A 23,353-nucleotide genomic window follows, 5' to 3' on the forward strand; every position below is an offset into this window, starting at 1 on the left:
GCTCCCAGATATTTATGGCGAAGCCGACGAGATGACGCAGTGTCTGATCAAATGGTCACGCCCTAACCGCCCACACCCGGACTGAATGCACGCCCAACGACTACGGAGCATCGTTCACCAGTTCAGGTTCACGGGATCGGCAAACCAATTGCATCTTTTGCCGCCTGAGCGAGCCGCCCGTACGTTCAGTCTCGATGGATCATTTTTTGCAGAACGATGAACCCCAGCAACAGCACACCGATTGCGATCGTTGCGATCGATGACCGGAGACTGGCGAAGAAAGTGATTTGATAGATCGTCGCGTAAATCAGCAGCCCCAACATCGTGCCGGCAATGTACCCAACCCCGCCGGTCAACAGCGTACCTCCGATCACAACGACGGCGATCGCATCGAGTTCCAGTGCAGTTGCGTTAATTGGATTCCCAGAATCCATGTACAGCGTCATCGTGATTCCCGCCAGCGCGGACAAGAATCCGTTGATCGTGTAAACGCAAACCTTCGTCCGCCCGACCGGCAGGCACATCAGCACGGCCGATTCTTCATCCCCACCGATCGCGTAGACGTTCCGACCAAACCGCGTGTAGTGGGCTACCACGAGCGCGATCATGAACAAAACTAAAAAGATCAGCGGCGCAATTCCTAACTCGGCTCCTCCGCCAATGGGAATCGCAATATCACCGAGACGATCGTAAACCGGATGATCGATTTGCACCGCTTCCGGCTTGACATAAAACGCCATCCCACGTGCCAAAAACAATCCGCCGAGCGTTACCAAGAACGCGGGAAGGCGGTACACGTGAATCAACGCCCCCATCAAAGCACCGAAAACCGTCCCGAGCGCCAACGCAATGCTCCACACGAACACAGGCGACATTTGGTGATCGGTAATCAGCGTGGCAACCAATATCGATGTGAATCCGATCACCGACCCGACCGACAGATCAATCCCGCCGGATAGGATCACAAGCGTCATACCGATCGCGGTAATACCCAAAAACGCGTTCTCAGAAAACAGATCCGCGACCACGTACATGGATGCGAAACCTTCGAACCGCATTGACGCGGCGGAAAACAAAAACACGAACACCGCCGCAGTCGTCAACAGCGGAATCCATTTCTTGGGTATCAACTTCATCTCTTCGCCCCTTTTCCGAACAACCGCCGAACGTGCGTTCGAAAAACCTGCGACTGCAGCAGACAAACGGCAACGATGACAATCGCCTTAGGAACGGGGGCGACGTCGGAAGGCACCCCATAGGTATAGAGAGTCGTCATCAACGTCTGCAACAGAACCGCACCGATTAGGGATCCCGTCAGTGAGAAACGCCCACCGGTCAGCGCGGTACCGCCAACGACCACGGCAAAGATCGCATCGAGTTCCGTAAACACACCCGCGTTCATCGTGTCGGCGGCGTTGATATTGGAACTGTCGATCAACCCGGCGATCACGGCACAGAATGCCGCGAAGATGTAAACCGCGATCTTAATCCATTTATCGGCAATCCCGCTGGCACGACTCGCGGTCTCGTTCGCGCCCACGGATTCGATGAACAACCCCAACGACGTCATCCGAACGAAAAGCCCCGTCACCACGAACAATGACAAGAAGATCGTCACCGTGAAGGGCAGTCCGAACAGGTGTCCTTTGCCGATGAAATCGAAAAAGTAATTGTACGAATCGTCGCCGATCGTAATGATCTTTTCACCAGTGATGAACTTGGCGATCCCACGACCCGAGACCATCAAAATCAAAGTTGCGATGATCGGTTGAATTTTTAAATAGGCGACCAAGACGCCGTTCATCGCTCCTGCTAGAACGGCAACCAACAACGCACACGGCAGGACTGCCCACATCCCCAACTGCGTTTCGGTAAGTATCAACGCTGCGACGGCCCCCGAGATTGCCATCACGGAACCGACCGACAAATCAACGCCGCCGGTCGCGATCACGAGAGTCATGCCCATCGCAAGAATGATGCCGATCGAACCACGGTTGAGCACATCGATCAAGCTCCCGTAGAACGCCCCGTCGCGAACTTCGACGGCGAAAAACGACGGGATGAAGATTGCGTTGAAGACCAACACGACGGCCAAACTCACCAACGGCCAAACCAACCGAGAACCCATCAAACGGATCACCGAAATGCGATTCGATGCCTCGGACGGTTGAATTGCCTCGGCGGTCGTCGATGGAACGCTGTGGTCAGTCATGGCTGCTCGCGATCATCTCCATAATCCGATGCTCCTGCAGGTCGTCGCCGCTGACTTCGCCCACGACTTTTTGATCACGCAAAACGACGACTAGTTGACACGCTCGGACGACTTCGTCGAGTTCCGACGACACAAACACGACGGACATTCCGTCACGGCGAAGCGACGCAACGAGCGACTCGATCTCCGCCTTGGCCCCCACGTCGATTCCTCGTGTCGGCTCATCAAGGATGATCAATTTCGGATTCATTACTAGCCAACGTGCCAGAAGAACCTTTTGTTGATTCCCACCTGACAACGTCCCGACGGCGGTCTCGGTCGACGGCGTTTTGATTTGCAACGCATCGATATAGTGCCTCGCCAACGCGAGTTGCTTTTTCATCGGCAACGTTCGCAACAACGACCGACTCGCTTGCATCGCAAGGACAATGTTTTCTCGGACGGACAACTCCGCAATTACACCATTGACTTTTCGATCTTCGGGACAAAACGCAATCCCGGAATCGATGGCTCGGCGTGGCGTCCACCCTGATCGCTCGACGCCGTCGACGGTCAACGTTCCGTCGGTCGGTGAATCCAAACCAAACAGCAAGCGTGCAATCTCGGTACGTCCACTCCCCAACAAGCCAGCGAGGCCGACAACCTCACCTTTGCGAACGGTCAGATCAAAAGGCTGGATCGCGCCTCGCCGCGTGTACTGTTTGGTTTGCAAAACAGGTTGCTCATCCGATTCGTTTGAGATCGCCGCCGCATCCTGATGGTGTGCCGCCGCCGTGGCCGCTTCCATCGATTCCACATCGCTCGCCTCCTTGCCCAGCATCTTTGCGATCAGTTCGATCCGCGGCAATTCCGAGGTAACGTATTCACCGACATGCTGCCCGCCTCGCAACACCGTGATCCGGTCGCAGATTTGGTACACCTGATCCAGGAAGTGGGAAACGAACACAATGCCGAGGCCCTGGTTCCGCAACCGATCCATCACCGCAAACAGCTCTTCGACTTCTTTTTCATCGAGACTCGAAGTCGGCTCGTCGAGAATCAGCAGTTTTGCGTCCAGATCGATGGCTCGCGCGATCGCAATCATTTGCTGCGTCGCAACGGAGTACGAACACAACTCACGATTCACATCGAGCGATAAACCGAGTCGCTCGATCGCGGTACGTGCAGAACGACGAACGGCACGCCAGTCCACCAATCCGAAACGTCGTGGTTGCCGTCCCAGCGCAATGTTTTCAGCCACGGTCAAATTGGGGATCAGGTTCACTTCCTGGAAAACCGTACTGATCCCGAGAGCTTCCGCCTGAACCGGTGCGCGAGGGTGAATCGACTTCCCATCCAACCGGACTTCACCCCCATCGCGTTCATGAACCCCCGTGAGAACCTTGATCAGGGTCGATTTCCCCGCTCCGTTTTCTCCCATCAGGGCATGAACTTCACCGCGCCGCACACGGAAGTCAGCGCCGGCGAGCGCCTGCACCCCCGGAAATCCTTTTCGCAGGTCGCGAATCTCCAGTAGCTCCGACTCAGCCATGTCGTGACCTAGTATTTTCGTGAACCGATCACATCTTTCGCGGTCTCACGTTCATAAACTTCATCTTTGATCATCTGCTTTTTCGGCATGTCACCGATGTCGCCGGCGAGGATTTTCCCCATCGCCTCAAAGGCCATCGGGCCCTGCAACGGATTGCATTCCACGGTGCAATTCAGTTTGCCTTCCACCATCGCCTCGAAGGCACTACGAACCCCGTCGATTGAAACGAGAATGATATCGTCGCCGGGCTTTTTACCCGCATCTTCAATCGCCTGAATGGCACCGATTGCCATGTCATCGTTATGTGCGTAAACGACTTCGATCTCATCGCCGTGTTTTTTCAAGAACGCTTCCATGACCTCCTTGCCTTTCGATCGACGAAAGTCACCACTTTGCGAGGCAATGATTTCGATTCCTGGTTGATCGCCGATCACATCACGAAAACCGTTAAAACGATTGATCGTTGGCGAGGCTCCCGGCGTGCCCTGCAATTCAACGACTTTGGCCTTACCGCCTGTTTTCTCGATCAACCACTCCGCCGCGAGACGGCCTTCATTGTAAGTGTCCGCGCCGATGTAAGTGACATACAGTGAATCATCTTTGACGTCGACTTGGCGATCGAGAATCAAAACAGGGATGTTACGTTTCTTCGCTTTTTCAAGAACGTTATCCCAACCCGTTTCCACCAACGGCGCGAGTATGATTCCATCGACGCCCTGAGCCACGAACGAGCTGAGGGCTTTGATTTGGTTCTCCTGTTTGGCCTGCCCATCTGCGAACCGGAGTTCATAACCGGCCGCCTCGGCTGCCTCGCGAACGGATTCAGTGTGAGCCTTACGCCAATCACCTTCGGAGCCCGTTTGCACAAAACCGATTACGGGTTTGCCAGCCCCATCGGCACCGGAACCTTCCCCTGTCCCAGCCGTGTCGGTTTTAGAACTACAACCAAACAAAAACATTAGCGACAGGGTAGCAACGGCGGCGAATCGGCAGGATCGTCGAGTGGTCAAACTCATTGAGATTCTCTCGGTGCGAGGAGGGGGATCGGTGGGGAACGGTCGACTATCGCGAAGGATTGCGGGCGGCCGCTTCGATACGTTTGCGTTGCTGTTCGCTGAGCCCGAATTTGAAATTGATTTCGGGATCATTAAAGATATCACTTTCTTTCATCTCGATGTCGTTTACGTCGAGACTAAGATCGCAGTCGAAGCGTGCCAGCATACTGTGGCTCTTCCCTTCATCACGTTTGAGATTGCGAAAGTGACAAAGCCCCCACGTGATACCGCGGCCGTCTTTGGTATCCGTAAACGCATCGGGCACATAGGCTCCTGGCGCGATCGGCATCAAACCGGTGATTGCGGCAACTTCGAAATTGACGCCATCGGGAGAATATTGAATCGTGTTGTGCTCGAGTCCATGTCGGCTGACCAGTGCCGCGAGCCCACTGCGAAACGGAAACAGTGACGTTTCGTGGCCTGAGTTAATAACAGGATTGAGCGGGTGTTTCTCAAACGGACCGAATGGATGTTCGGCGATCGCGAGCCCCTGTGCACGAACCGGTAAAGGCGTGCCACCCATCTCGCCTTTGTAATACAGATAGATCTTCCCATCGCGGACTAGCGGGTAAGGATCATGGATCACATACTGGTCCCACGATCCCGGAGGTCCATTCTCAACGACAATTTTGTTTGATGGTGTCCATGGGCCGTCGGGCGAATCCGCGACCGAAGCGGACACCGGGCAGTCATCACCGTTGGTACCACTGGATTCGCGACTCCCTGGCATAAACAGGTAGGCTTGGTAATAGAGGTAGTATTTACCTTTCCAGATCAAGATGTCGGGCGTTGAAACCGAACGCCAACCTGCCCGCGGCTTCTCCATCCGCTCGATCGCGACACCCTGTTCCTCCCACTTGAACCCGTCTTCACTGGTGGCATACCAAATCTCAGACAAATCCCAATCTCGAGATGGGATCGTTTCGTTGGCGCCACCGTCATAATTTGGAGGCGTAGGGGTATGACGCTTCGTGTACCAGACGTAGTACTTGTCGTTTGCACGGATAATTTTCGTCGCGTCGCGTCGAGAAACGGTCCCGTCATGGCCGTGATAGTCGAAACCTTCTAGCGGCGTGTACTTGAAACGCGAGAAGAGTTCGTTGCTCGCGCAATCCACCCCCGTGTACGTGCCATCGTAGACACGCTGCATCGCCGCACTGAGCGGCATGTTTGGCTTCTCCGCCGGTACATTGCCATAGGGAAAGACGCCTAATTCATGCGTCTGTTCCACCGGTTCGTCTGCGATGCCACCCGCAACCATCACCGAACAAAACAGCAGAAGCAAGAAAGCAATTCGGACAATCATCGGATGCTCGTCAACAATGGAAATGGAAGTCAACAAAGTCGCGTTTTAGACGCGCCACCGTACGTCGGCTAATAACGTCGCATTTTCGAGAAGAGTCACACGGGATTCAGCCCTCAACGCAAGCCACGAAATAAATCACAGGAAAGCCCGATTTGGCGACGAACGTTCACCCCGCGTATAGCTCGACAATCCTTGCCCGGCCACGCGTGTTCGGTAACACCAAGCCGATCGGTTACGTCATGCAAACTCGGTCGACCTTGTTCGCAATTCGAGTCACGCCGCTCTCGCTCCAACGCCCTCAATCAGACCGTTCGACAAACGCGGCGGCCTCCGCGAACGGGGGCCACCGGTCACGAACAGACACGATCAATAGGTTGGCGCCAAAACACATTCGTCGGAGAACGCGACTCGGTGACAGGAGATCTTTTCCCAGTCGATTTCAACTCCGTGGCCCGGTCGATCCGACGCGTACGCGTATCCGTCTTTGATCTCGAGTTGATGAATCAAGAAATCGTCAATTCGAAATGCATGAATCTCCAACAACGACGCGTTGGGAATCGCGGCCAGACAACTCACGTGCATCTCTTGGATTCCGTGCGTCGTCAGATTGCGGTTGTACGCTTCGGCAATGTGGGCGACTTTCATCAATGCGGTGATACCACCAAGGTTCGAGATATCTGCGTCGGGGAACGAAACTCCTCCACGCGAGATCATTTCTTTGAACTCATAAATGGAGTGCAAGTTCTCTCCCGTCGCGACCGGAATCGGTCCTTCCATCTCGATGCGGCGGTTGCCTTCGATGTCATCCGGGATCGTGGGTTCCTCGATCCAGTGAAGATCATATTTCTCGAACGCACGAACCGCGCGGAGTGCTTTCTCAACGCTCCACTTCATGTTCACGTCCACCATCAATTTCTTATCGGGGCCGAGAAACTCGCGAATTGCGGCGATGCGTTCGCATTCTTCCGCGATTGAATCACGGCCGATCTTGATTTTGATCGCTCGGATCCCCGCATCCAGGAAGCCTTGGGTTTGGTCCAAGAGCTGTGGGATCGTCATGTCAAAATCAATGCCGCCGCCATAAGCTTCCGCTTTGTTGTCATGCCCACCGAGAAAACGCCACAACGGCTCGTCAGCGAGGCGTGCTTTCAAATCCCACAACGCCGTATCCACGGCCGACAACCCAAAGACAGCGATCCCGCTACGCCCGACGTAGTGCAACGCCCACCACATCTTGTTCCACAGATGTTCGATCCGCCGTGGATCTTCGCCGATCAACAACGGTACAAGGTTGTCTTTGACCAACGTGGCGATCGAGGTTCCGCCCACTTTGCCGACGCTATACGTGTAGCCCATCCCGGTCGCACCGTCGTCGGTAGTGATCTTGACGACGATCAATGAGAACTCACGTTGCACGCCGTGAATCGCATCGACAACGGGTTTGGCGAGCGGAACGTGGTAGAGCTCGGTTTCGACTTTTTCTATTTTCATCGTAATGGGTGGTTGGTTAGAAGCAGGTGCGCGAAGTGTAAACAATTTCCGTTCGACTACTCAGAGAAATTCACATACATGGTCTTCTTCTCTAGATAATTGTCCATGCCATATTTCCCATCCTCACCACCGGTGCCGCTGAGTTTGTGTCCGTTGTGGAACCCTTGCCTCTGTTCCCCCATCGGACGATTAACGTAAATCTCGCCGAACTCTAGCTCGAGGACGGCTCGTTGAATCAAACGCATGTCGCGTGTGAACAAAAACGCCGCCAAGCCGAAATCACTGTCGTTGGCCAATTCGAGAGCCTCATCGTAGCTGCTGACCCGCATGATCGGACTGACAACGCCGAACACTTCGTCTCTCATCACGGCCATGTCGTTGGTACATTCGGTCAGGACTGTTGGTTCATACCAGTGCCCTTTTTCAAACTGTTGCCCTTCAGGACGTTTTCCGCCGACAGCCACCTTTGCACCAGCTTCGACTGCCGCGTTGACGACCTTTTCGAGCTGCGTTGTTTCGTGGGCGTTGACTTTCGGTCCGATGTCAGTGCTTTCGTCCATCGGATCACCGATCGTCAACTTGGAGACCGCCTCGCAGTACTTCGAAAGAAATTCATCATAGACCGCGTCGTGGATGTAGAACCGCTCGGGACACGTGCAGACTTGGCCGCTGTTGAGGTGACGCGAAACCACGGCCGCCTCGACCGCTTTGTCGACATCGCCGTCGGACAACAAAATAAACGGTGCTTTGCCGCCCAATTCCAAACGCACGGCCGTCAATCGTTCGGCGGCTTTGCGGAAGATCTCCTGCCCCGTTGGCGTCGAACCGGTCATCGTTACCAAGCGAGTGATCTTGTTGGTGACCAACTCTTCCCCCATCGTCGAACCGCCGCCCGTGACGAGGTTCAAGACTCCCGGTGGGATCCCCGCCTTCAACGCCAATTCACCGAGGGCGAGAACCGCTACCGGCGTCACCGACGGTGGTTTGACGACCATGACGTTACCGGTCGTCAATGCCGGACCGATTTTCCGACACGAAAGAGCGAGCGGGAAGTTCCACGCGGCGATCCCGACGGTTACACCGTAGGGAACCTTGTGAATCATGATGTGTTCGTTCGGCAAATCCGACGGGAGAATATCACCTTCCAAACGTCGCGCCGCCTGAGCGGGGAAGTTGATGAAGTCGGCCGAAACGTCAACCTCACCCAGAGCCAAGCTGTAGGTTTTGCCCATTTCGCGGACGAGAATCGTCGCGAGTTCTTCGCGGTTCTCTCGAATGAGATCAGCAAACTTCGCCAGAATTTCGCCACGCTTTACCGCAGGTGTTGCCGCCCACGCTTTCTGTGCCGCCTGCGCGGTCTCCAAAGCCAAAATGGCGTCTTCCGTGTTTCCCTTCGGAACGGTGTAAATGACCTCTTCGTTGGTGGGACTCTCAACGTTGATCGTTTCACCCGAGACCGAGTCCTTAAACTCGCCATTGATGAACATGCGATAGTTGTCGATGCCGCCGCTGGTCGTCTTCATAGACAATGACATAGTTGGTCTGTTTCGGTAAAAAGTTTGAAGAAAAGGTTATCCAACGACGACTAGCGTCCCATCCATCCACCGTCGACGAGCAGGGTCGTGCCGTGAACGTACTCCGCGGCGTCCGACGCAAGGAACACGGCAGGCCCCTTGAAGTCTTCCGGATCGCCCCAACGGCCGGCCGGAATTCGCGCCAGGATTTGTTCGCTACGAACGGGGTCGTCTCGCAATGCCTCAGTGTTGTCCGTCGCGATGTATCCCGGAGCGATCGCGTTGACGTTAACGCCCTTGCCTGCCCATTCGTTGGCAAGCGCCATGGTCAACTGCCCGATGCCGCCCTTGCTAGCCGCGTAACCCGGCACAGTGATCCCGCCTTGGAACGTGAGCAGCGACGCAGTGAAAATGATTTTGCCACTGCCGCGGGCGACCATGTCTTTTCCAAACTCACGTGAGAGCACGAACTGCGCGTTCAGATTGACCTCCATGACTTTGTCCCAATACTCATCGGGATGCTCCGCCGCGGGCGCGCGAAGGATCGTCCCCGCGTTATTGATCAGGATGTCAATTTTCGGGTAATCCGATTTGACTTGTTTGATGAACGCGTACACCGCTTCGCGATCCGAAAAATCACATTGGTACCCCTGGAAGGATCGCCCCAATGCGGTGACGTCATTACCGACATCACTGCCCTCGGTTTCGAGTGATGCGGACACACCGATGATGTCGGCACCTGCCTCAGCAAGGCCAACCGCCATCGCTCTACCGATGCCGCGTTTGCACCCGGTCACCAAAGCGGTTTTTCCGGTCAAGTCAAATTGTTGAAGAATGGTCATGGGGGTTGGTACGAATTGGGATTTGAAAAACTTCTAGCTGCACTGAATCAGATACTTGATGCCGTCAGGGTTGGCATCGATCGCCTCAAACACTTCTTGAACTTGATCGAGCGGGCTGACCTTGGTGATCAATTTGTCCAAGTGCAACTTGCCGCTGGCGGCGAGTTGAATCGCTTCGTCGAAATCTTGTTCCTCGTAAAGCCGAGCACCAATCATCTTGATCTCTGACCAGAAAAACTTGAACAAGTTGACCGGTTTGGGTTGCGGGTGAATCGCCACCATCACAATCCGGCCGCGGACATTCGGAAGTTCAGTCATGACTTCAACGCCCGGTGCGGACCCCGAAACCTCGAACACGCAGTCCGCCATCTTTCCGTCGGTCAGTCGGCTGACCGCAACGGGCAGGTTTTCATTGATCGGATTGATGCCCTGGATCCCCAACGTTTCCGCAAGATCCAATCGGGTTTGATTGACCTCCGACAAAATCACTTTGGCACCTTTTTCGAGTGCAACCAACGCGATCAACAGTCCGATCGGTCCACCACCGATCACGACGCAGGTCTCTCCCGACTTAACTTCACCCAGCCGAACGTCGTGGCAGGCCACCGCCGCGGGTTCGATCATGGCGCCGTGCTGCAGGTCCATCGACTCAGGCAAATGATGCAACGTGTACGCCGGAACCGTCCACGACGATTGCATGCCGCCGGGCATATCGATACCGATGAACTTCAGATTCTTTCCGACGTGAGGGAACCCCTTGTCGAAGCTCGCGGGTTCACCAAAGTGCAGTGGCCGGACGGCAACGCGATCTCCCACTGCAACGTTCGTCACGCCCTCGCCGATCTCGGCAACGACTGCGGACGCTTCATGGCCGATGATCTGCGGCATGTGAACGCGTTGGTCCATCGCACCATGAAAGATGTGAATGTCGGTGCCGCAAATGCCGCAATAAGCGACTTCCAAACGGGCCTCACCGGCCGCTGGCGCGATCGCTTCGCTGGTGCCGACGTCGACGGTTCGGTCGCCTTTGTACTGTGCTGATTTCATCGAAGGTCAAATGGTGGATTTAAGAGAGATGTAATTTGAAAAAAAATTTCAACAACCGTAAGGGCAAACTGCGACGCCGATTCCGGCATGATTCGCTACCGATCAGATGCTGCGTCCGACGGCCGGCCACCCGGAAGGATGCCTCACAATGATGTGGTATTTACACGCCCGCCGTGTCCTGAATGATAAATGAGTCGTGCGTGGCAACCGTGTCGCCAACGGGTTCAGCGACGGGTGCCTGATCGAGCGTTTGACCGAATGCGAGCACCAACACGCCGGCAACCATACAAGCCAACCCGGTGTACAACCAACGGCGAGCGGCGGGCGATGCTTTTGTCCACTCGCCCGTCAACAAACCGCTGACCACGGCGACGACCAAACAAGTGGTGTTGAAGATCGCATAGACCACGACCGGCCCGTTCGCACCGAGTTTGTCCGCGGCGAACGCATACATCGCCGATGCGGCGTAGTGGAAGAACGCCATGACGAAGATCAGAATAAAGTTCTTACCGAACGCGGGCGTCTTGAATTTGCCCCACGCTTTCTTTTGCGACAATTGAAACAGGAAGTAGAACGTCATCACGGCACCACCGCTCAGAAAGACCGGCAGCATGACCGCCATCGCCGTCATCCAGCTCGGGTTCCCGTTGGCAGCAACCGCATTACCGAGCGGCTCGGCGCCATACGTGAACGCCACGTTGAAACCGGTCGCGAGCAATCCGCCAACGACTGCGATGGAGATTCCTAACCCGTACGACTTCGGTGACGCGGTTTCGCTGACATCTCCGCTAGATTCTTCGGCGGCTTTCATTGCTGCTTCGTCGGCTTCTCGAGCCAAACCGGCTTTACCGTTTGAAAGAACTCCAAACAACACGATCCCGATGCCCGACAAAATCGCGATCAACGCTGGCGTCGACGGCAACGCCTGACCTTTCGAAATGGCAATGCCAAGCGGCAAAATACTGCCGACCAAAATCACGGTCCCGATGAACAGCGAAAACCCCAACGACAAACCGATGTGATCGATCGCCTTGCCCCACATCATCACACCAACACCCCACAGAAAACTGGAGATGATCATCGTTATCAGAATGCCGGAATCGATCCCCGAATAGATCGAACCGACACCTTTCATCAACGAGAACGTTGCGACCAAAGGCACGACAAACATCGTCAACACAAAGAACAAACTCCACTTGTTCTCTTCTTCAAAGTCGCTGGTATATTTACCAGGGAGGGCGTAAAGGCCGAGCATGGTTCCCGCGACGAGCGCGGCGGCAATACCGATGAACATGTACCGTATCCGGTGGAAAGATTGTGGGGAGGGTGAGCGTGGACGACGCTATCGAATATTGGCTCGAATCGCCGCTACAGTCGACTTCGCGTCATTGTCAGCCAACGGCGTGAAGATCTCAAAATGTTCACGATACGTTTGGGCGTAGTTTTCGTGACGTGTATAGGTAAGCAGCATTCGCGAACAAAGTTGACGCCACGCACCCAACATGTCATCGCCACCGCAGGCGATCAGAACAGATTCGTGAAATTCAACATCACGCAGTGCGATCACGGTTGCCTTGCCCGCATCACAGGCCGCCTTGAGTCGATCCAATGCCACCTCGACGACCTTCAACGACTCCTCGGTCACTTGTGAGGCGCCCTTCAGCACAACGTGCGTCTCGATATCCTGACGAATTGCTGTGATGAACTTTCGGTCTTCCGGATTGGGTGGGTGCCGTACCATGACGCCCCGATTGGCGTAGTATGCCAGGTAGCCTTCATGCGAGAGCTGAATGAAAGCATCACGAACGGGCCCACGACTGACCCCGAAGCGACTGGCCAATTCGATTTCGCGTAGCATCGACCCCGCTTCAAAACGTCCTGACAAAAGGTCGTCGCGAATCTGGTTGGTAACCTGTTCTCGTACCGTTTTAGGCTGTATGGACATCTTACGACTCAGTTTTGAAAGCAGGCACCTTCCGAATGCCGTCTGTTAATTGTTAACATCGTACCGTACGGGGACACGAAATACAAGTCATTGCCCATCGAGTTTTTGCCAAGACCGATAACGCCGGAGAAACAAATTGATTGATAAAATAGAGAGTTTGCGAGTCATTCCCGTTGTCGCCATCGACAACGTCGAGGACGCATTGCCGCTCGCAGAGGCCCTCACCGCGGGCGGATTGCCGGTCGCGGAGATCACATTGCGAACCGACGCGGGGATCGCGGCGATTTCCAAAATGGCTGAACTGGAGGGTTTTCTCGTCGGCGCCGGAACCGTCCACAGCGCCGATCAGGCAAAACAGGTCGTCGACGCCGGTGCCAAATTCATCGTGTCGCCGGGATTCAATCCGAGAACGGTCCAGTGGTGCCTCGATCACGCGGTGCCGATCTTCCCCGGGATCTCCAGCCCCACGGACTTGGAGTCGGCAATTGAACTCGGCATCAACGTTGTCAAATTTTTCCCGGCTGAGCAAATCGGCGGCGTCAAAATGCTCAAGGCTCTCCAAGGACCCTACGGCGAAATCCGATTCATTCCGACCGGCGGCATCAACGTCGACAATCTCGGCGAGTACCTCAGCCTTCCGTCGGTCGTTGCCTGCGGAGGAAGTTGGATGGTCAAACCAGACCTCATCCGCAGCAAAAACTTTGAAGAGATCCAACGACTCACCCGCGATGCGGTGCAATCACTCTAGAGGCGTCTCTTTGTTGAACCGGTGAACTCCGCGAGAAAAGGGAGAGCACCGAAAACCGTCACACACATCTTTTATCGACATTGACCCCCATCATGAAAAACAAACTCAATATCAAACCCGCTGCCGACTGCCGCTTTGATCTCGTTTCGTTAGGGGAGGTGATGATCCGACTCGATCCCGGTGAAACACGAATTCGCACCGCGAGGCAATTCAATGTCTGGGAAGGCGGTGGCGAATACAACGTCGCACGCGGACTGCGACGCTGCTTTGGGATGCGTACCGCCCTCGTCAGCGCGTTCGCCGATAACGAAATCGGACGCCTCGCCGAAGACCTGATTTTGCAAGGCGGCGTCGATATGAGTTTCGTTAAATGGATGCCCTACGACGGACTCGGACGCACGATCCGTAACGGTTTGAATTTTACGGAACGAGGTTTCGGCATCCGCGGTGCCGTCGGATGCCCTGACCGTGGCTTAACCGCGGCGAGCCAACTCAAACCCGGTGACATCGATTGGGAACACCTTTTCGGAACACTCGGGGTGCGTTGGTTTCACACTGGCGGCATCTACGCCGCGCTGAGCGACACGACACCGGATGTCGTCATCGAAGCCGTCCAATGTGCGAGAAAACATGGAACCATCGTTAGCTACGATCTGAATTACCGACCTTCGCTGTGGAAGGGAATCGGCGGTCACGACAAAGCACAAGAAGTCAATCGAGAGATTGCCAAATCGGTTGATGTCATGATCGGAAACGAAGAAGACTTCACGGCCTGCCTCGGTCTGCACGTCGAAGGCGTCGACGAAAACCTCGCAAACATCGATGTCGAAAAGTTCAAGCAAATGATCGAGCGCGCCGTTGACGAATTCCCCAACTTCTTGGCCACCGGAACGACGCTCCGAGAGGTCCATTCGGCAACCCTGAATGACTGGAGCGCTGTGGTGTGGTGCGACGGCGAGTTCTACGAATCGCAGCCGTTCCCCAAATTGGAAATTCTCGACCGCGTGGGAGGCGGAGACAGCTTCGCCAGCGGTCTGATCTACGGCTTCCTCGAAACAGGTGACCCGGACAAGGCGGTCAACTACGGCGCCGCGCACGGTGCACTTGCAATGACGACTCCCGGCGACACCACCATGGCCACCGTCCAAGAGGTCGAAAAAGTAATGGCGGGCGGCGGCGCGAGAGTCGTCCGCTAACCGCGCTTTCACCGCGTGACGCCCGCCAGCAGGAGCATTATCGCACCAAAGCTTCTCCGAATGCGAAATCCAACGCCGCTAGGCTGTTGACAGCGAACGCCCACGAAGTAGATTGTTAACAATCTACAGCTCTCGAGGGTTCTCGCTGCCTCTGTTATGGCCTATGCCCTCCGAGACGAGAGCTTCCGCCGGTTCGTTCACCCGCGAAACGACGGATCGAAGGTGCCGCAACTTTCCATTTTGAGAAATCATGAGACTCTTACCGCGTGTGATCGCGTACTCTTGTTTGGCAACCATTGGCACGCGAAACGTCGAACGTCCAACCTGCCGATCGGCGGGCACCCACAAAAAGAACGCTGGTCGAATCGTGTTCGATCGTCTTCTTGCCGCGTCGACGTTGGGGCTTCGCGTTGCGGCGTCCCTCCTGTTGATCAGTCTTTTGGCGAAGGCAACGCACGCCGATGACGTCCCCTCTCGTTTAACACTGCTCGACTTTGCCGACGACGCCTCCGTGGACAGAGTCGAGGCCCGCGACATCGACGTGAGTCGCGTCGATGGCGAATCGGGTTCTAAGCTTCTGCTTCAATCGGGACACAACATCGATTGGCCCGGGATCACGCTGCGGCCCGAAGGCGAATTTTGGAACGGTGCGTCGTTTCAACGCATCGCACTCGACATAGCAAACGTCGGCGAGACCGGCTTCGAACTGGGCCTACGCGTCGACAATCCCGGTGGCGACGGACAGAACAAAAGCGTCACCGTCATGACGTTTGTCAAACCGGGCGAATCGCGAACCGTTTCGGCAAACCTCTCCGACACACCATGGCAATTTTCGAGTCCACTGAAACTCGAAGGCATGCACGCGGCGCCGGGACAACAGTCGATCGATCCGGCGAAAATAAAAGAAGTGATTCTCTTCCTTCGCACGCCAAGCCACGATCATCAATTCACGATCGGCAACGTGCGTTTCGAAGAACCAGTCGAGGTCCTGAATCCAGACACGTTCCTGCCATTTATTGATGAATACGGTCAATTCATTCACGGCGAATGGCCCGGAAAGATTCACTCCGACGAGGAACTTCGACAAAGCCGCGAATTAGAAAAGGCTGATCTCGTGGCGAATCAAGGTCCTCCATCCTTCAATCAATTCGGCGGTTGGAAGAACGGTCCGAAACGTGATCCTTCTCGATTCTTTCGAGTGGAAAAGCACGATGGCGTTTGGTGGTTGATCGATCCTGAGGGATGCCGTTTCTGGTCACATGGAATCGATTCGGTCTCGATACGTTTCGGCGGGACCGGTACCGAACATCGAGAGAACTACTTTCGAAACCTACCCGCGAAAGACGCCCCCCTGGGCCAATTCTATTCGTCGAGCACGTGGGCATTCGGGTTCTACGCCAGCCGAATCCCATTCGAAACGTACAACTTTTACACCGCGAACCTTTACCGAAAGTACGGTGATCGTTGGCGTGAGGAGTTCGCGAACACAGCTCACCAACGCATCAAGAGCTGGGGCATGAACACGCTCGCATCGTGGTCGGATCCGGACGTTTACCTACAACACAAGACTCCTTATGTCGCGTTCTTTCGCGCCGAAGATTGTCCGACGTTGCAAGGTGCCGAAAAGCGTTGGACGACGTTCGTCGACGTGTTCGATCCGCAATTCCGAACGGCCGTCGTTGAGGGAATTGAAACCTGTCAGGAATCATTGGGCGACCCGTGGTGTATCGGTTTCTATGTCGATAACGAGCTTTACTGGGGCGGCAATGAATCATTGGCATTGTGGACTCTCGCATGTCCCGCCCAACAAATTGCAAAACAAGTTTTCCTCAACGATCTGCAAACGAAATATAAAACCATCGACGCGTTGAACGAGACCTGGGGAACCAATCACGCAACGTGGGAGGCGTTTTCCGAAGAAGCCCAAACCCCCGATGTCAAAAAAGCATCGGACGACTTACTCGCGTTTTCGAAAAAGTTCGCAGAAACCTATTTCGGTACCATCAAGGCTGAACTCGCCAAGGCGGCACCGGACCAACTGTACCTGGGATGCCGATTCATTTGGGATTCCGAGGTCGCCGTGCGTGCGGCGAGCAAATTCTGCGACATCGTCAGCTTCAACCAATACCGGTACAGCGTCGCGGACTTGAAACTCCCCGCGGGCGAAGACAAACCGATCATCATCGGCGAGTTCCATTTCGGCGCCCTCGATCGAGGACTCTTCCATCCGACCAAAGTCCCTGCGAAAGACCAAGCACATCGTGCTGAATGCTACAAAAACTTTCTACACAGCGCGTTGACGAATCCACGTGTCGTCGGCACGCATTGGTTTCAGTACACGTCCGAACCCACCGCCGGTCGCGGGGACGGCGAAAACTATCAAGTCGGTTTCGTCGACAACTGTGACACGCCGTATCAGGAAACGATTACTGCGGCACGAGAGATCGGAAACGAGATGTACTCGCTGCGATCATCGATCGACTGAACCGTTTCACGTCCTGCCGTCCGGTTCCCGGCAATGTCTATCGAAAATTCATACCTGAAGGAAATCTCATGCGACTCCTCCCACTCCTGATGTTTGCGTGCATGCTGAACACCACCATGGCGCAAACGCTTCCGTTTTTTGTCGAGGGTGAAGACCCACGTCCATCCGACAAGGTGTGGAAACCGGTCGACCTCCTGTCAGACGAATTCGATGGCGATGAATTGGACGTCACCAAGTGGACGAAAGAACCGGCCGCGAAAGACTGGGGATGGATCGGACGCCCGCCTGGATTATTCCAACCCGAAAGTGTCGCAGTCGAAGAAGGCAATCTGCGTGTCACGGTAGGCGTATTGGAATCGCCAGTCGTGATCAAAGAGAAAGAATTCAAGTACCACGGCGGCATCGTGCGATCGCTCCACCCCGGCACAGTCGGATGGTACTACGAATGTCGAATGAAGGCCAATAAGACTGAAATGTCCTCGACGTTTTGGTTAATGACCAAGGGCAACGCCCCCAAGAAATTGGAATTTGACATTCAGGAATGTGTCGGTCGCACCTCGGAACTCACGGCCGGTTGGGGACGCAACTGGAATCAGATTTTCCACTCCAATGCAATCCGCCGTCCTACGGAAGAGCAGCCAGAAAAGATTCAAATTCAAAACTCCGTTCAAACGGAAACACCGAACTGGGAACGTTACTACGTCTACGGTGCGTGGTGGAAATCACCACGTGAACTGCGTTTCTATCTGGACGGCAAGTACGTTTACTCACTCGAGCCCGGTGTCGATTGGGATGTTCCCTCCTACTACCAAATGGCCATCGAAACCTACGACTGGAATCCCGTCCCCGAAGATGGCGGTCTGGTCGCCACGGCATCACGAGAAGAACGCACAACCAGCTACGACTGGATCCGAACGTGGCGTCTCGAATAACCATTCGCCCTGGTTCCTCGACACCTTACTCGCGAACGGGACAATCACTTTCGCGCAAACGCTTTCCGCACCTCTCTTATTTTGGAAACCTTCCCGTGTTCCGACGAAGCCACGTATTTCCCGCCCTCTGCCTGCTCCTTACGTCAGTCGCCACGGGGCAGAGCTTCGAGGGTTTCGTCTCGGATTCCGCATCCGGCAATCCCGTTTCGGGTGTTTCCGTCTTAGTGGCTGAAGACAACCAATCAACAACCACGGGCGATGATGGCTCCTTCGCAATTCCCATCGGTGATAGCCAATCCAAGACATTACGGTTCGCAATTGACGGATACATGTTCTTGGAAAAACGTGGGATTGCTCCGGCGACCGGCATCGACATCAAACTGCGTAAAGCCATAAAGAGCGCGGCGACTCTCCGTGAGGAACGCTACCTCACCAACGGATGCGAGATCGACAATCCCGAAAAGCCCGATTGGAATATTCGTTTCGAATCATCTCTTTTGAAAGGCGATTTGGCTCCCGACCCAACCTACACACGTCGAGACCCAAGCGCGGTCATCCTTGCAAATGGGAAATACTACGTCTGGTATTCCTACAGCCTCACGCATGACACAAACAAACTCGCTCCCTGGGACCTGAATGATCTCTATTTCGCAACTTCAACGGATGGCGAAACGTGGAATGAACAAGGGCCAGCGGTCTCGCGGGGCCCTGAAGGTTCTTTTGACCACCGCTCCGTTTTCACAACCGAGATCTTCGTCCACGACGGCGTCTACTACCTCATCTATCAAGCCGCGGGTGACGTGGACGGCATCTACAATCGCAATGTGATCGGGATGGCCAAATCCGAATCACCGGACGGCCCATGGGCAAAAGTTGACGAACCGGTCCTACGACCGACCTACACGAACGAGCAGTATTTCGATAACAACGCGGTTCACGATCCATGTCTGATTCACTACCGCGACAAGTTTTATCTTTACTACAAAGGTGAATGCAACTGTTTTGAAAATGAAGATTGCCAGCGGTGGTGCAACCCGTGCTGCGGTCTCAAGAAACAGGTGAAGTGGGGAGTCGCGATTGCGAAACACCCGACCGGACCGTTCATCAAGTCAGAATTCAATCCGATAACCAACACCGGACATGAAGTCATGGTCTGGAAATATGGATCCGGAATCGCGATTCTCCAACACCAAGACGGGCCGGAAGCGAAGACGATTCAGTACGCCGAAGACGGTGTCAATTTTGAAATCATGGGTTCCGCTATCGATATGCCTGAAGCCGCGGGCTTATTCCGTCCGAACAATCCTGAGAATACACCCCATGGCGGGATCGAATGGGGGCTCAGTCACGTGTTGAAATGGAACGCGGGCCCCAAAGGTTGGATGTACATCCAAAAGTACCAAAAGGTGAATTAACACGCCCGATTGAATTGGTATCGCAAATCAGTCGGCGACACACTAACACGGTTCACCTTGGCTATCTGAAGCAAGCATTTCTCGAAAGCATGAACATGAGCCACCCTCGCCCGTCGCTGCGACTTTTCATGTTCGTTGTCGCGGCGTTGACAACGGCCTCCAACGTTCACGGCGGTGACTCACGCGCGGTCGAATTCAATTCCGGTTGGCTCTTTTCCCTTCAAGAACAACCCGCTCACTCCGTCGACGTTGACGATACCGCATGGCGGCATGTGCAATTGCCCCATGACTGGAGCGTCGAATTACCGTTCGATCAACGCCTGGAAGGTTGCACGGCCTATTTGCCAGGCGGAATCGGATGGTACCGAAAACACTTTAAAACCAACGTCGATGACGATCACGTTACCTACGTGCACTTCGATGGGATCTACAACCGAGCGGAGATCTGGCTCAACTGTGTCAAACTCGGGTTTCATCCTTACGGTTATTCGCCACTCTTCTACGACATCACTAACCATCTCAACGCACCGGGTGAAGACAACATCCTTGTGGTGAAAGTCGATCACTCCCGATACGCGGACAGCCGCTGGTACACCGGTTCGGGCATCTATCGCGACGTCAAACTAATCCGAGCGAACAAACTGCATGTTCCGATTTGGGGAACTTTCGTAACGACGCCGAAGGTATCCACGGGAACATCCGAAGTTGCCATCGACATCCAAGTTCAAAATGCATTCGATCGCCCCAAAACGTTCCAACTCTTAACGAAAATCGTTGACTCATCCGGATACGTGGTTGCGAACGAGGAATTGTCCGCTGAGATCTCGGCTAAAACCACACACACGTTCCGTCAAGACCTTTCGGTGACCTCGCCCCGCCTCTGGAATCTCGATGATCCGTCGCAGTACGTCGCCGACACGACGATCATTAGCGACGGCGAGGTAATCGATTCCTATCAAACGCCATTCGGGTTTCGCGACATCAAGTTTGACGCGGAATCAGGTTTCTATCTCAATGGCGAACACACACTGATTCAAGGCGTGTGCCTCCATCACGACGCTGGACTCGTCGGAGCCGCAGTTCCGACAGGTGTTTGGGAACGCCGTTTATCCAAGTTGAAGGCAGGCGGTTGCAATGCGATTCGAACCGCCCACAACCCGGCTTCGGAGAAATTTCTCGACCTCTGTGACCGGATGGGCTTTCTCGTCCAAGAAGAATTTTACGACGAATGGGATAACCCCAAAGACAAACGTCTTAACATGGCCGAACAACATGACGACCGGATTACCCGTGGCCATGCGGAGTTTTTCCAAGACTGGGCCGAGCGAGACTTGAAAGCGACGATGCGTCGTGACCGCAACCATCCTTCGATCTTTCAGTGGAGCATCGGAAACGAGATCGAGTGGACTTACCCAAAATACCGAGAAGCGTCGGGATATTTCGATGCAGACGCGTCGGGGAATTACTTTTGGACACCTCCGCATTTGACGCCTGACGAGGTCCGCACTCGGTACCAAAACATTCCCGATGGCCCCTATGTTCTCGCCGACACCGCTGAGAAGCTCGCTCAGTGGACGCGAGAAATGGACACGACTCGTCCGGTGACTTCCAACTGCATCCTGCCTTCGGTGAGTCATGTGACAGGCTACACTGATGCACTCGATGTGGTCGGTTATAGCTACCGAAGAGTTGTCTACGACTATTCGAGAGAACACTTCCCCGGAAAGCCGATCATGGGAACCGAGAACGTTGCCCAGTGGCATGAGTGGAAAGCCGTGTTAGAGAGACCGTTCATCTCAGGCGTGTTTCTATGGACGGGCATCGACTACATGGGCGAAGCTCGCGAAGACTGGCCGCGAAAAGGAGTCCTCAGTGGTCTCTTAGATACCGCGGGTTTCGAAAAGCCGTCCTACCACATGATGAAGACGCTGTGGGGTGACGAACCTCACGTTTACCTCGCAACCCAAACGTTGCCACAAACGGATTATCACGTCGACGCGATTTCGGGAGTCATCGGCACCGAAAGTCCGGACGCATGGACCAAACGCACATGGGTTTGGCATTCGGTCAATCATCATTGGAACTACAAACCGGGTGATGACGTCGTTGTGGAAGTCTATTCCAACACCGATCGCGTCGAAGTGCTTCTCAACGGGCGGTCGCTCGGCATCAAGAGTCTGTCGGACTTCCCCGACCGCATCTTCAAGTGGCTGGTCCCTTATGAACCGGGCGTCTTGGAAGCAAGAGCCGTTCACTGCGATGCGGTCATCCGCAATCGCATAAAAACAGCCGGTCCGCCCGCGTCCGTCTCGTTGACGCCCGACACAACCGAGTTAGTCGCCAACAATCGCGATGTCGCCCACGTGGTCGCACAACTCGTCGATGCAGATGGCATCCCCGTTAGAGACCAGGAGTTGGACGTGGTCTTTGAGATCGAGGGTGTCGCACGGGTCCTGGGCGTCGACAACGGATCAGGCAAGACCGTCACTCAGTATCAATCGAACCGAGTGGTCACTCACCAGGGACGTTGCCTGTTGTTGATCCAGTCGACCGGAAAGTCCGGCGTCGCAACCATCCGTGCTCACGCAGACAACCTCCAAAGTCGCCCGATTACGATCGACGTCCGGTAAACACGTTGGACGGTTGGCTCTCGCTCACTGCCGCAGATCTCACCGCGGTAGAGACTCACTGCCGCAGAGACTCACCGCACCTCGAGAGACAGCGGTTTGCTGACGATGCCTGCCGCCGAAACAATCACCTCGCACCTTCCGCATTCGCGACCCGAACGAATCAATCCCATCGCTTGTCCATTGTGGGTGAGGACCGTTGATTGGTAGTGAGGATCGACGTTCATCTCCCACCCGTTATCAACCGCGAGAAGTTCGGCCTCACCGTTGACCTGGAACTGAACCTTTATCGCCGGATCGTTGATTCGTCTTCCAAACGCGTCGAGTAATCTCACACGAACGTGTGCGACATCATCACCATCCGCCTTGAGATTTTTTTTGTCGGACGACAACTCAATCTCTGCAAACTCACCGCTCGTGGCGAGAGTGTACTCCCGCGTGACGCCATTCTCTGCGTATCCTTTGACGCTCAACTCACCCGCCGTGTATGGAACCAACCATTTGATCACATGATCGTCCGGGAAATCTGAAAGTGCTTGCTTTCCCAAACTCTTGTTATTGAGGAACAACTCTGTCTCGTCACAATTCGTGTAGACCTGAACGACGATGTCTTGATTGGTTTGGTAATCCCAGTGTTCGTTCACGCGGTACCATTCCCATTTCCTCAACGCACCCCAAAACGGAGGGTCTCGTATTTGCATCTCAAACTGCCATCCGTCTTCCTGCGAGAAAGAGTATTCCGATTCGGCAGACGGTGTTGTGACCATGTAAACCTTCGGCTCATCTTTCCACAAACATTCAAAGAAGTGCCCGCGAGGTGTTTTGAACCCGGCGTAGTCGAAGAAGGATAAGTTGAGTCCCTTTCGAGGCCATGGCCCAGCTTCACCTAAATAGGCAAACCCCGTCCAAGCAAACATGCCACTGACGAAGTCTCGATCCAAGACATTCTTCCATTCGGAATATGCTCCCCAATTTTCCGAGCCAATGATTTTCATTTCTGGGTACGT

18 protein-coding genes are annotated in these 23,353 nt (G+C 54.7%); 6 read left to right on the plus strand and 12 right to left on the minus strand.

Annotation, left to right across the window (positions count from 1 at the left end):
- Window positions 1-185: 185 nt before the first annotated feature.
- The 11 genes from yjfF to FHS27_RS12005 all read right to left on the minus strand — a co-directional run bounded on the left by yjfF (window position 186) and on the right by FHS27_RS12005 (window position 12,943).
- Window positions 186-1,136: a galactofuranose ABC transporter, permease protein YjfF gene (gene yjfF, locus FHS27_RS11955; RefSeq protein WP_184305167.1), complete on the minus strand. Its 951-nt coding sequence runs from the start codon at window positions 1,134-1,136 to the stop codon at window positions 186-188.
- Entirely contained in the window at window positions 1,133-2,212 is a 1,080-nt protein-coding gene (locus tag FHS27_RS11960; protein ID WP_184305168.1) for an ABC transporter permease, read from the minus strand. The genes yjfF and FHS27_RS11960 overlap by 4 nt, the downstream gene beginning before the upstream one ends.
- Window positions 2,205-3,743, minus strand: a complete 1,539-nt coding sequence (locus FHS27_RS11965; protein WP_184305169.1) for a sugar ABC transporter ATP-binding protein — start codon at window positions 3,741-3,743, stop codon at window positions 2,205-2,207. The genes FHS27_RS11960 and FHS27_RS11965 overlap by 8 nt, the downstream gene beginning before the upstream one ends.
- Window positions 3,744-3,751: 8 nt before the next feature.
- Window positions 3,752-4,759 (minus strand): ABC transporter substrate-binding protein, encoded by a 1,008-nt coding sequence (locus tag FHS27_RS11970; RefSeq protein ID WP_184305170.1) that lies wholly within the window; start codon window positions 4,757-4,759, stop codon window positions 3,752-3,754.
- Window positions 4,760-4,805: 46 nt separating this feature from the next.
- On the minus strand, window positions 4,806-6,104 hold the full coding sequence (locus FHS27_RS11975) for a glycoside hydrolase family 117 protein (protein WP_246419598.1): 1,299 nt from the start codon (window positions 6,102-6,104) through the stop codon (window positions 4,806-4,808).
- 366 nt (window positions 6,105-6,470) lie between these two features.
- Window positions 6,471-7,595: a mandelate racemase/muconate lactonizing enzyme family protein gene (locus tag FHS27_RS11980; protein ID WP_184305172.1), complete on the minus strand. Its 1,125-nt coding sequence runs from the start codon at window positions 7,593-7,595 to the stop codon at window positions 6,471-6,473.
- Window positions 7,596-7,651: 56 nt separating this feature from the next.
- The gene (aldA, locus tag FHS27_RS11985; protein ID WP_246419601.1) at window positions 7,652-9,130 is read right to left on the minus strand and encodes an aldehyde dehydrogenase; all 1,479 of its coding nucleotides are present in this window, start codon (window positions 9,128-9,130) and stop codon (window positions 7,652-7,654) included.
- A gap of 50 nt (window positions 9,131-9,180) precedes the next feature.
- On the minus strand, window positions 9,181-9,945 hold the full coding sequence (locus tag FHS27_RS11990) for a 2,5-didehydro-3-deoxy-L-galactonate 5-reductase (protein ID WP_184305258.1): 765 nt from the start codon (window positions 9,943-9,945) through the stop codon (window positions 9,181-9,183).
- 39 nt (window positions 9,946-9,984) lie between these two features.
- A complete protein-coding gene (locus tag FHS27_RS11995) occupies window positions 9,985-10,998 on the minus strand; it encodes a zinc-dependent alcohol dehydrogenase (protein WP_184305173.1) in 1,014 nt (337 codons plus the stop codon).
- Window positions 10,999-11,158: 160 nt separating this feature from the next.
- A complete protein-coding gene (locus FHS27_RS12000; RefSeq protein ID WP_184305174.1) occupies window positions 11,159-12,292 on the minus strand; it encodes an L-rhamnose/proton symporter RhaT in 1,134 nt (377 codons plus the stop codon).
- 48 nt (window positions 12,293-12,340) lie between these two features.
- Window positions 12,341-12,943, minus strand: a complete 603-nt coding sequence (locus tag FHS27_RS12005; RefSeq protein WP_184305175.1) for a GntR family transcriptional regulator — start codon at window positions 12,941-12,943, stop codon at window positions 12,341-12,343.
- 136 nt (window positions 12,944-13,079) lie between these two features.
- On the opposite strand from FHS27_RS12005, the gene FHS27_RS12010 reads away from it, so the two are divergent.
- The 6 genes from FHS27_RS12010 to FHS27_RS12035 all read left to right on the plus strand — a co-directional run bounded on the left by FHS27_RS12010 (window position 13,080) and on the right by FHS27_RS12035 (window position 22,349).
- Window positions 13,080-13,691, plus strand: coding sequence for a bifunctional 4-hydroxy-2-oxoglutarate aldolase/2-dehydro-3-deoxy-phosphogluconate aldolase (locus FHS27_RS12010; RefSeq protein WP_184305176.1), 612 nt, complete (start codon window positions 13,080-13,082; stop codon window positions 13,689-13,691).
- 92 nt (window positions 13,692-13,783) lie between these two features.
- Entirely contained in the window at window positions 13,784-14,887 is a 1,104-nt protein-coding gene (locus FHS27_RS12015) for a sugar kinase (RefSeq protein WP_184305177.1), read from the plus strand.
- Between the two features lie 250 nt (window positions 14,888-15,137).
- Complete coding sequence (locus FHS27_RS12020) at window positions 15,138-17,372, plus strand: beta-galactosidase (protein ID WP_246419604.1); 2,235 nt, start codon at window positions 15,138-15,140, stop codon at window positions 17,370-17,372.
- Window positions 17,373-17,440: 68 nt separating this feature from the next.
- Complete coding sequence (locus FHS27_RS12025; RefSeq protein ID WP_246419613.1) at window positions 17,441-18,304, plus strand: glycosyl hydrolase; 864 nt, start codon at window positions 17,441-17,443, stop codon at window positions 18,302-18,304.
- Window positions 18,305-18,399: 95 nt separating this feature from the next.
- Window positions 18,400-19,719: a family 43 glycosylhydrolase gene (locus tag FHS27_RS12030; protein WP_315854535.1), complete on the plus strand. Its 1,320-nt coding sequence runs from the start codon at window positions 18,400-18,402 to the stop codon at window positions 19,717-19,719.
- A 95-nt stretch (window positions 19,720-19,814) separates the two neighbouring features.
- Window positions 19,815-22,349, plus strand: coding sequence for a glycoside hydrolase family 2 TIM barrel-domain containing protein (locus FHS27_RS12035; protein ID WP_246419619.1), 2,535 nt, complete (start codon window positions 19,815-19,817; stop codon window positions 22,347-22,349).
- 71 nt (window positions 22,350-22,420) lie between these two features.
- Here the strand turns inward: FHS27_RS12035 and FHS27_RS31075 are convergent, their stop codons facing one another.
- Window positions 22,421-23,341 (minus strand): DUF4982 domain-containing protein, encoded by a 921-nt coding sequence (locus tag FHS27_RS31075; protein WP_246419622.1) that lies wholly within the window; start codon window positions 23,339-23,341, stop codon window positions 22,421-22,423.
- Between the last annotated feature and the right edge of the window lie 12 nt (window positions 23,342-23,353).

It is taken from the genome of Aporhodopirellula rubra (genome assembly GCF_014192335.1).
In the GTDB taxonomy this organism is placed as follows: Bacteria; Planctomycetota; Planctomycetia; order Pirellulales; family Pirellulaceae; genus Rhodopirellula; species Rhodopirellula rubra.

Bases quoted from the DNA above. Each gene is read 5' to 3' on its own strand.
- yjfF (WP_184305167.1), bottom strand. From the start codon at position 1,136: ATGAAGTTGATACCCAAGAAATGGATTCCGCTGTTGACGACTGCGGCG.
- FHS27_RS11960 (WP_184305168.1), bottom strand. From the start codon at position 2,212: ATGACTGACCACAGCGTTCCATCGACGACCGCCGAGGCAATTCAACCG.
- FHS27_RS11965 (WP_184305169.1), bottom strand. From the start codon at position 3,743: ATGGCTGAGTCGGAGCTACTGGAGATTCGCGACCTGCGAAAAGGATTT.
- FHS27_RS11970 (WP_184305170.1), bottom strand. From the start codon at position 4,759: ATGAGTTTGACCACTCGACGATCCTGCCGATTCGCCGCCGTTGCTACC.
- FHS27_RS11975 (WP_246419598.1), bottom strand. From the start codon at position 6,104: ATGATTGTCCGAATTGCTTTCTTGCTTCTGCTGTTTTGTTCGGTGATG.
- FHS27_RS11980 (WP_184305172.1), bottom strand. From the start codon at position 7,595: ATGAAAATAGAAAAAGTCGAAACCGAGCTCTACCACGTTCCGCTCGCC.
- aldA (WP_246419601.1), bottom strand. From the start codon at position 9,130: ATGTCATTGTCTATGAAGACGACCAGCGGCGGCATCGACAACTATCGC.
- FHS27_RS11995 (WP_184305173.1), bottom strand. From the start codon at position 10,998: ATGAAATCAGCACAGTACAAAGGCGACCGAACCGTCGACGTCGGCACC.
- FHS27_RS12000 (WP_184305174.1), bottom strand. From the start codon at position 12,292: ATGTTCATCGGTATTGCCGCCGCGCTCGTCGCGGGAACCATGCTCGGC.
- FHS27_RS12005 (WP_184305175.1), bottom strand. From the start codon at position 12,943: ATGTCCATACAGCCTAAAACGGTACGAGAACAGGTTACCAACCAGATT.
- FHS27_RS12015 (WP_184305177.1), top strand. From the start codon at position 13,784: ATGAAAAACAAACTCAATATCAAACCCGCTGCCGACTGCCGCTTTGAT.
- FHS27_RS12020 (WP_246419604.1), top strand. From the start codon at position 15,138: ATGAGACTCTTACCGCGTGTGATCGCGTACTCTTGTTTGGCAACCATT.
- FHS27_RS12025 (WP_246419613.1), top strand. From the start codon at position 17,441: ATGCGACTCCTCCCACTCCTGATGTTTGCGTGCATGCTGAACACCACC.
- FHS27_RS12035 (WP_246419619.1), top strand. From the start codon at position 19,815: ATGAGCCACCCTCGCCCGTCGCTGCGACTTTTCATGTTCGTTGTCGCG.
- FHS27_RS31075 (WP_246419622.1), bottom strand. From the start codon at position 23,341: ATGAAAATCATTGGCTCGGAAAATTGGGGAGCATATTCCGAATGGAAG.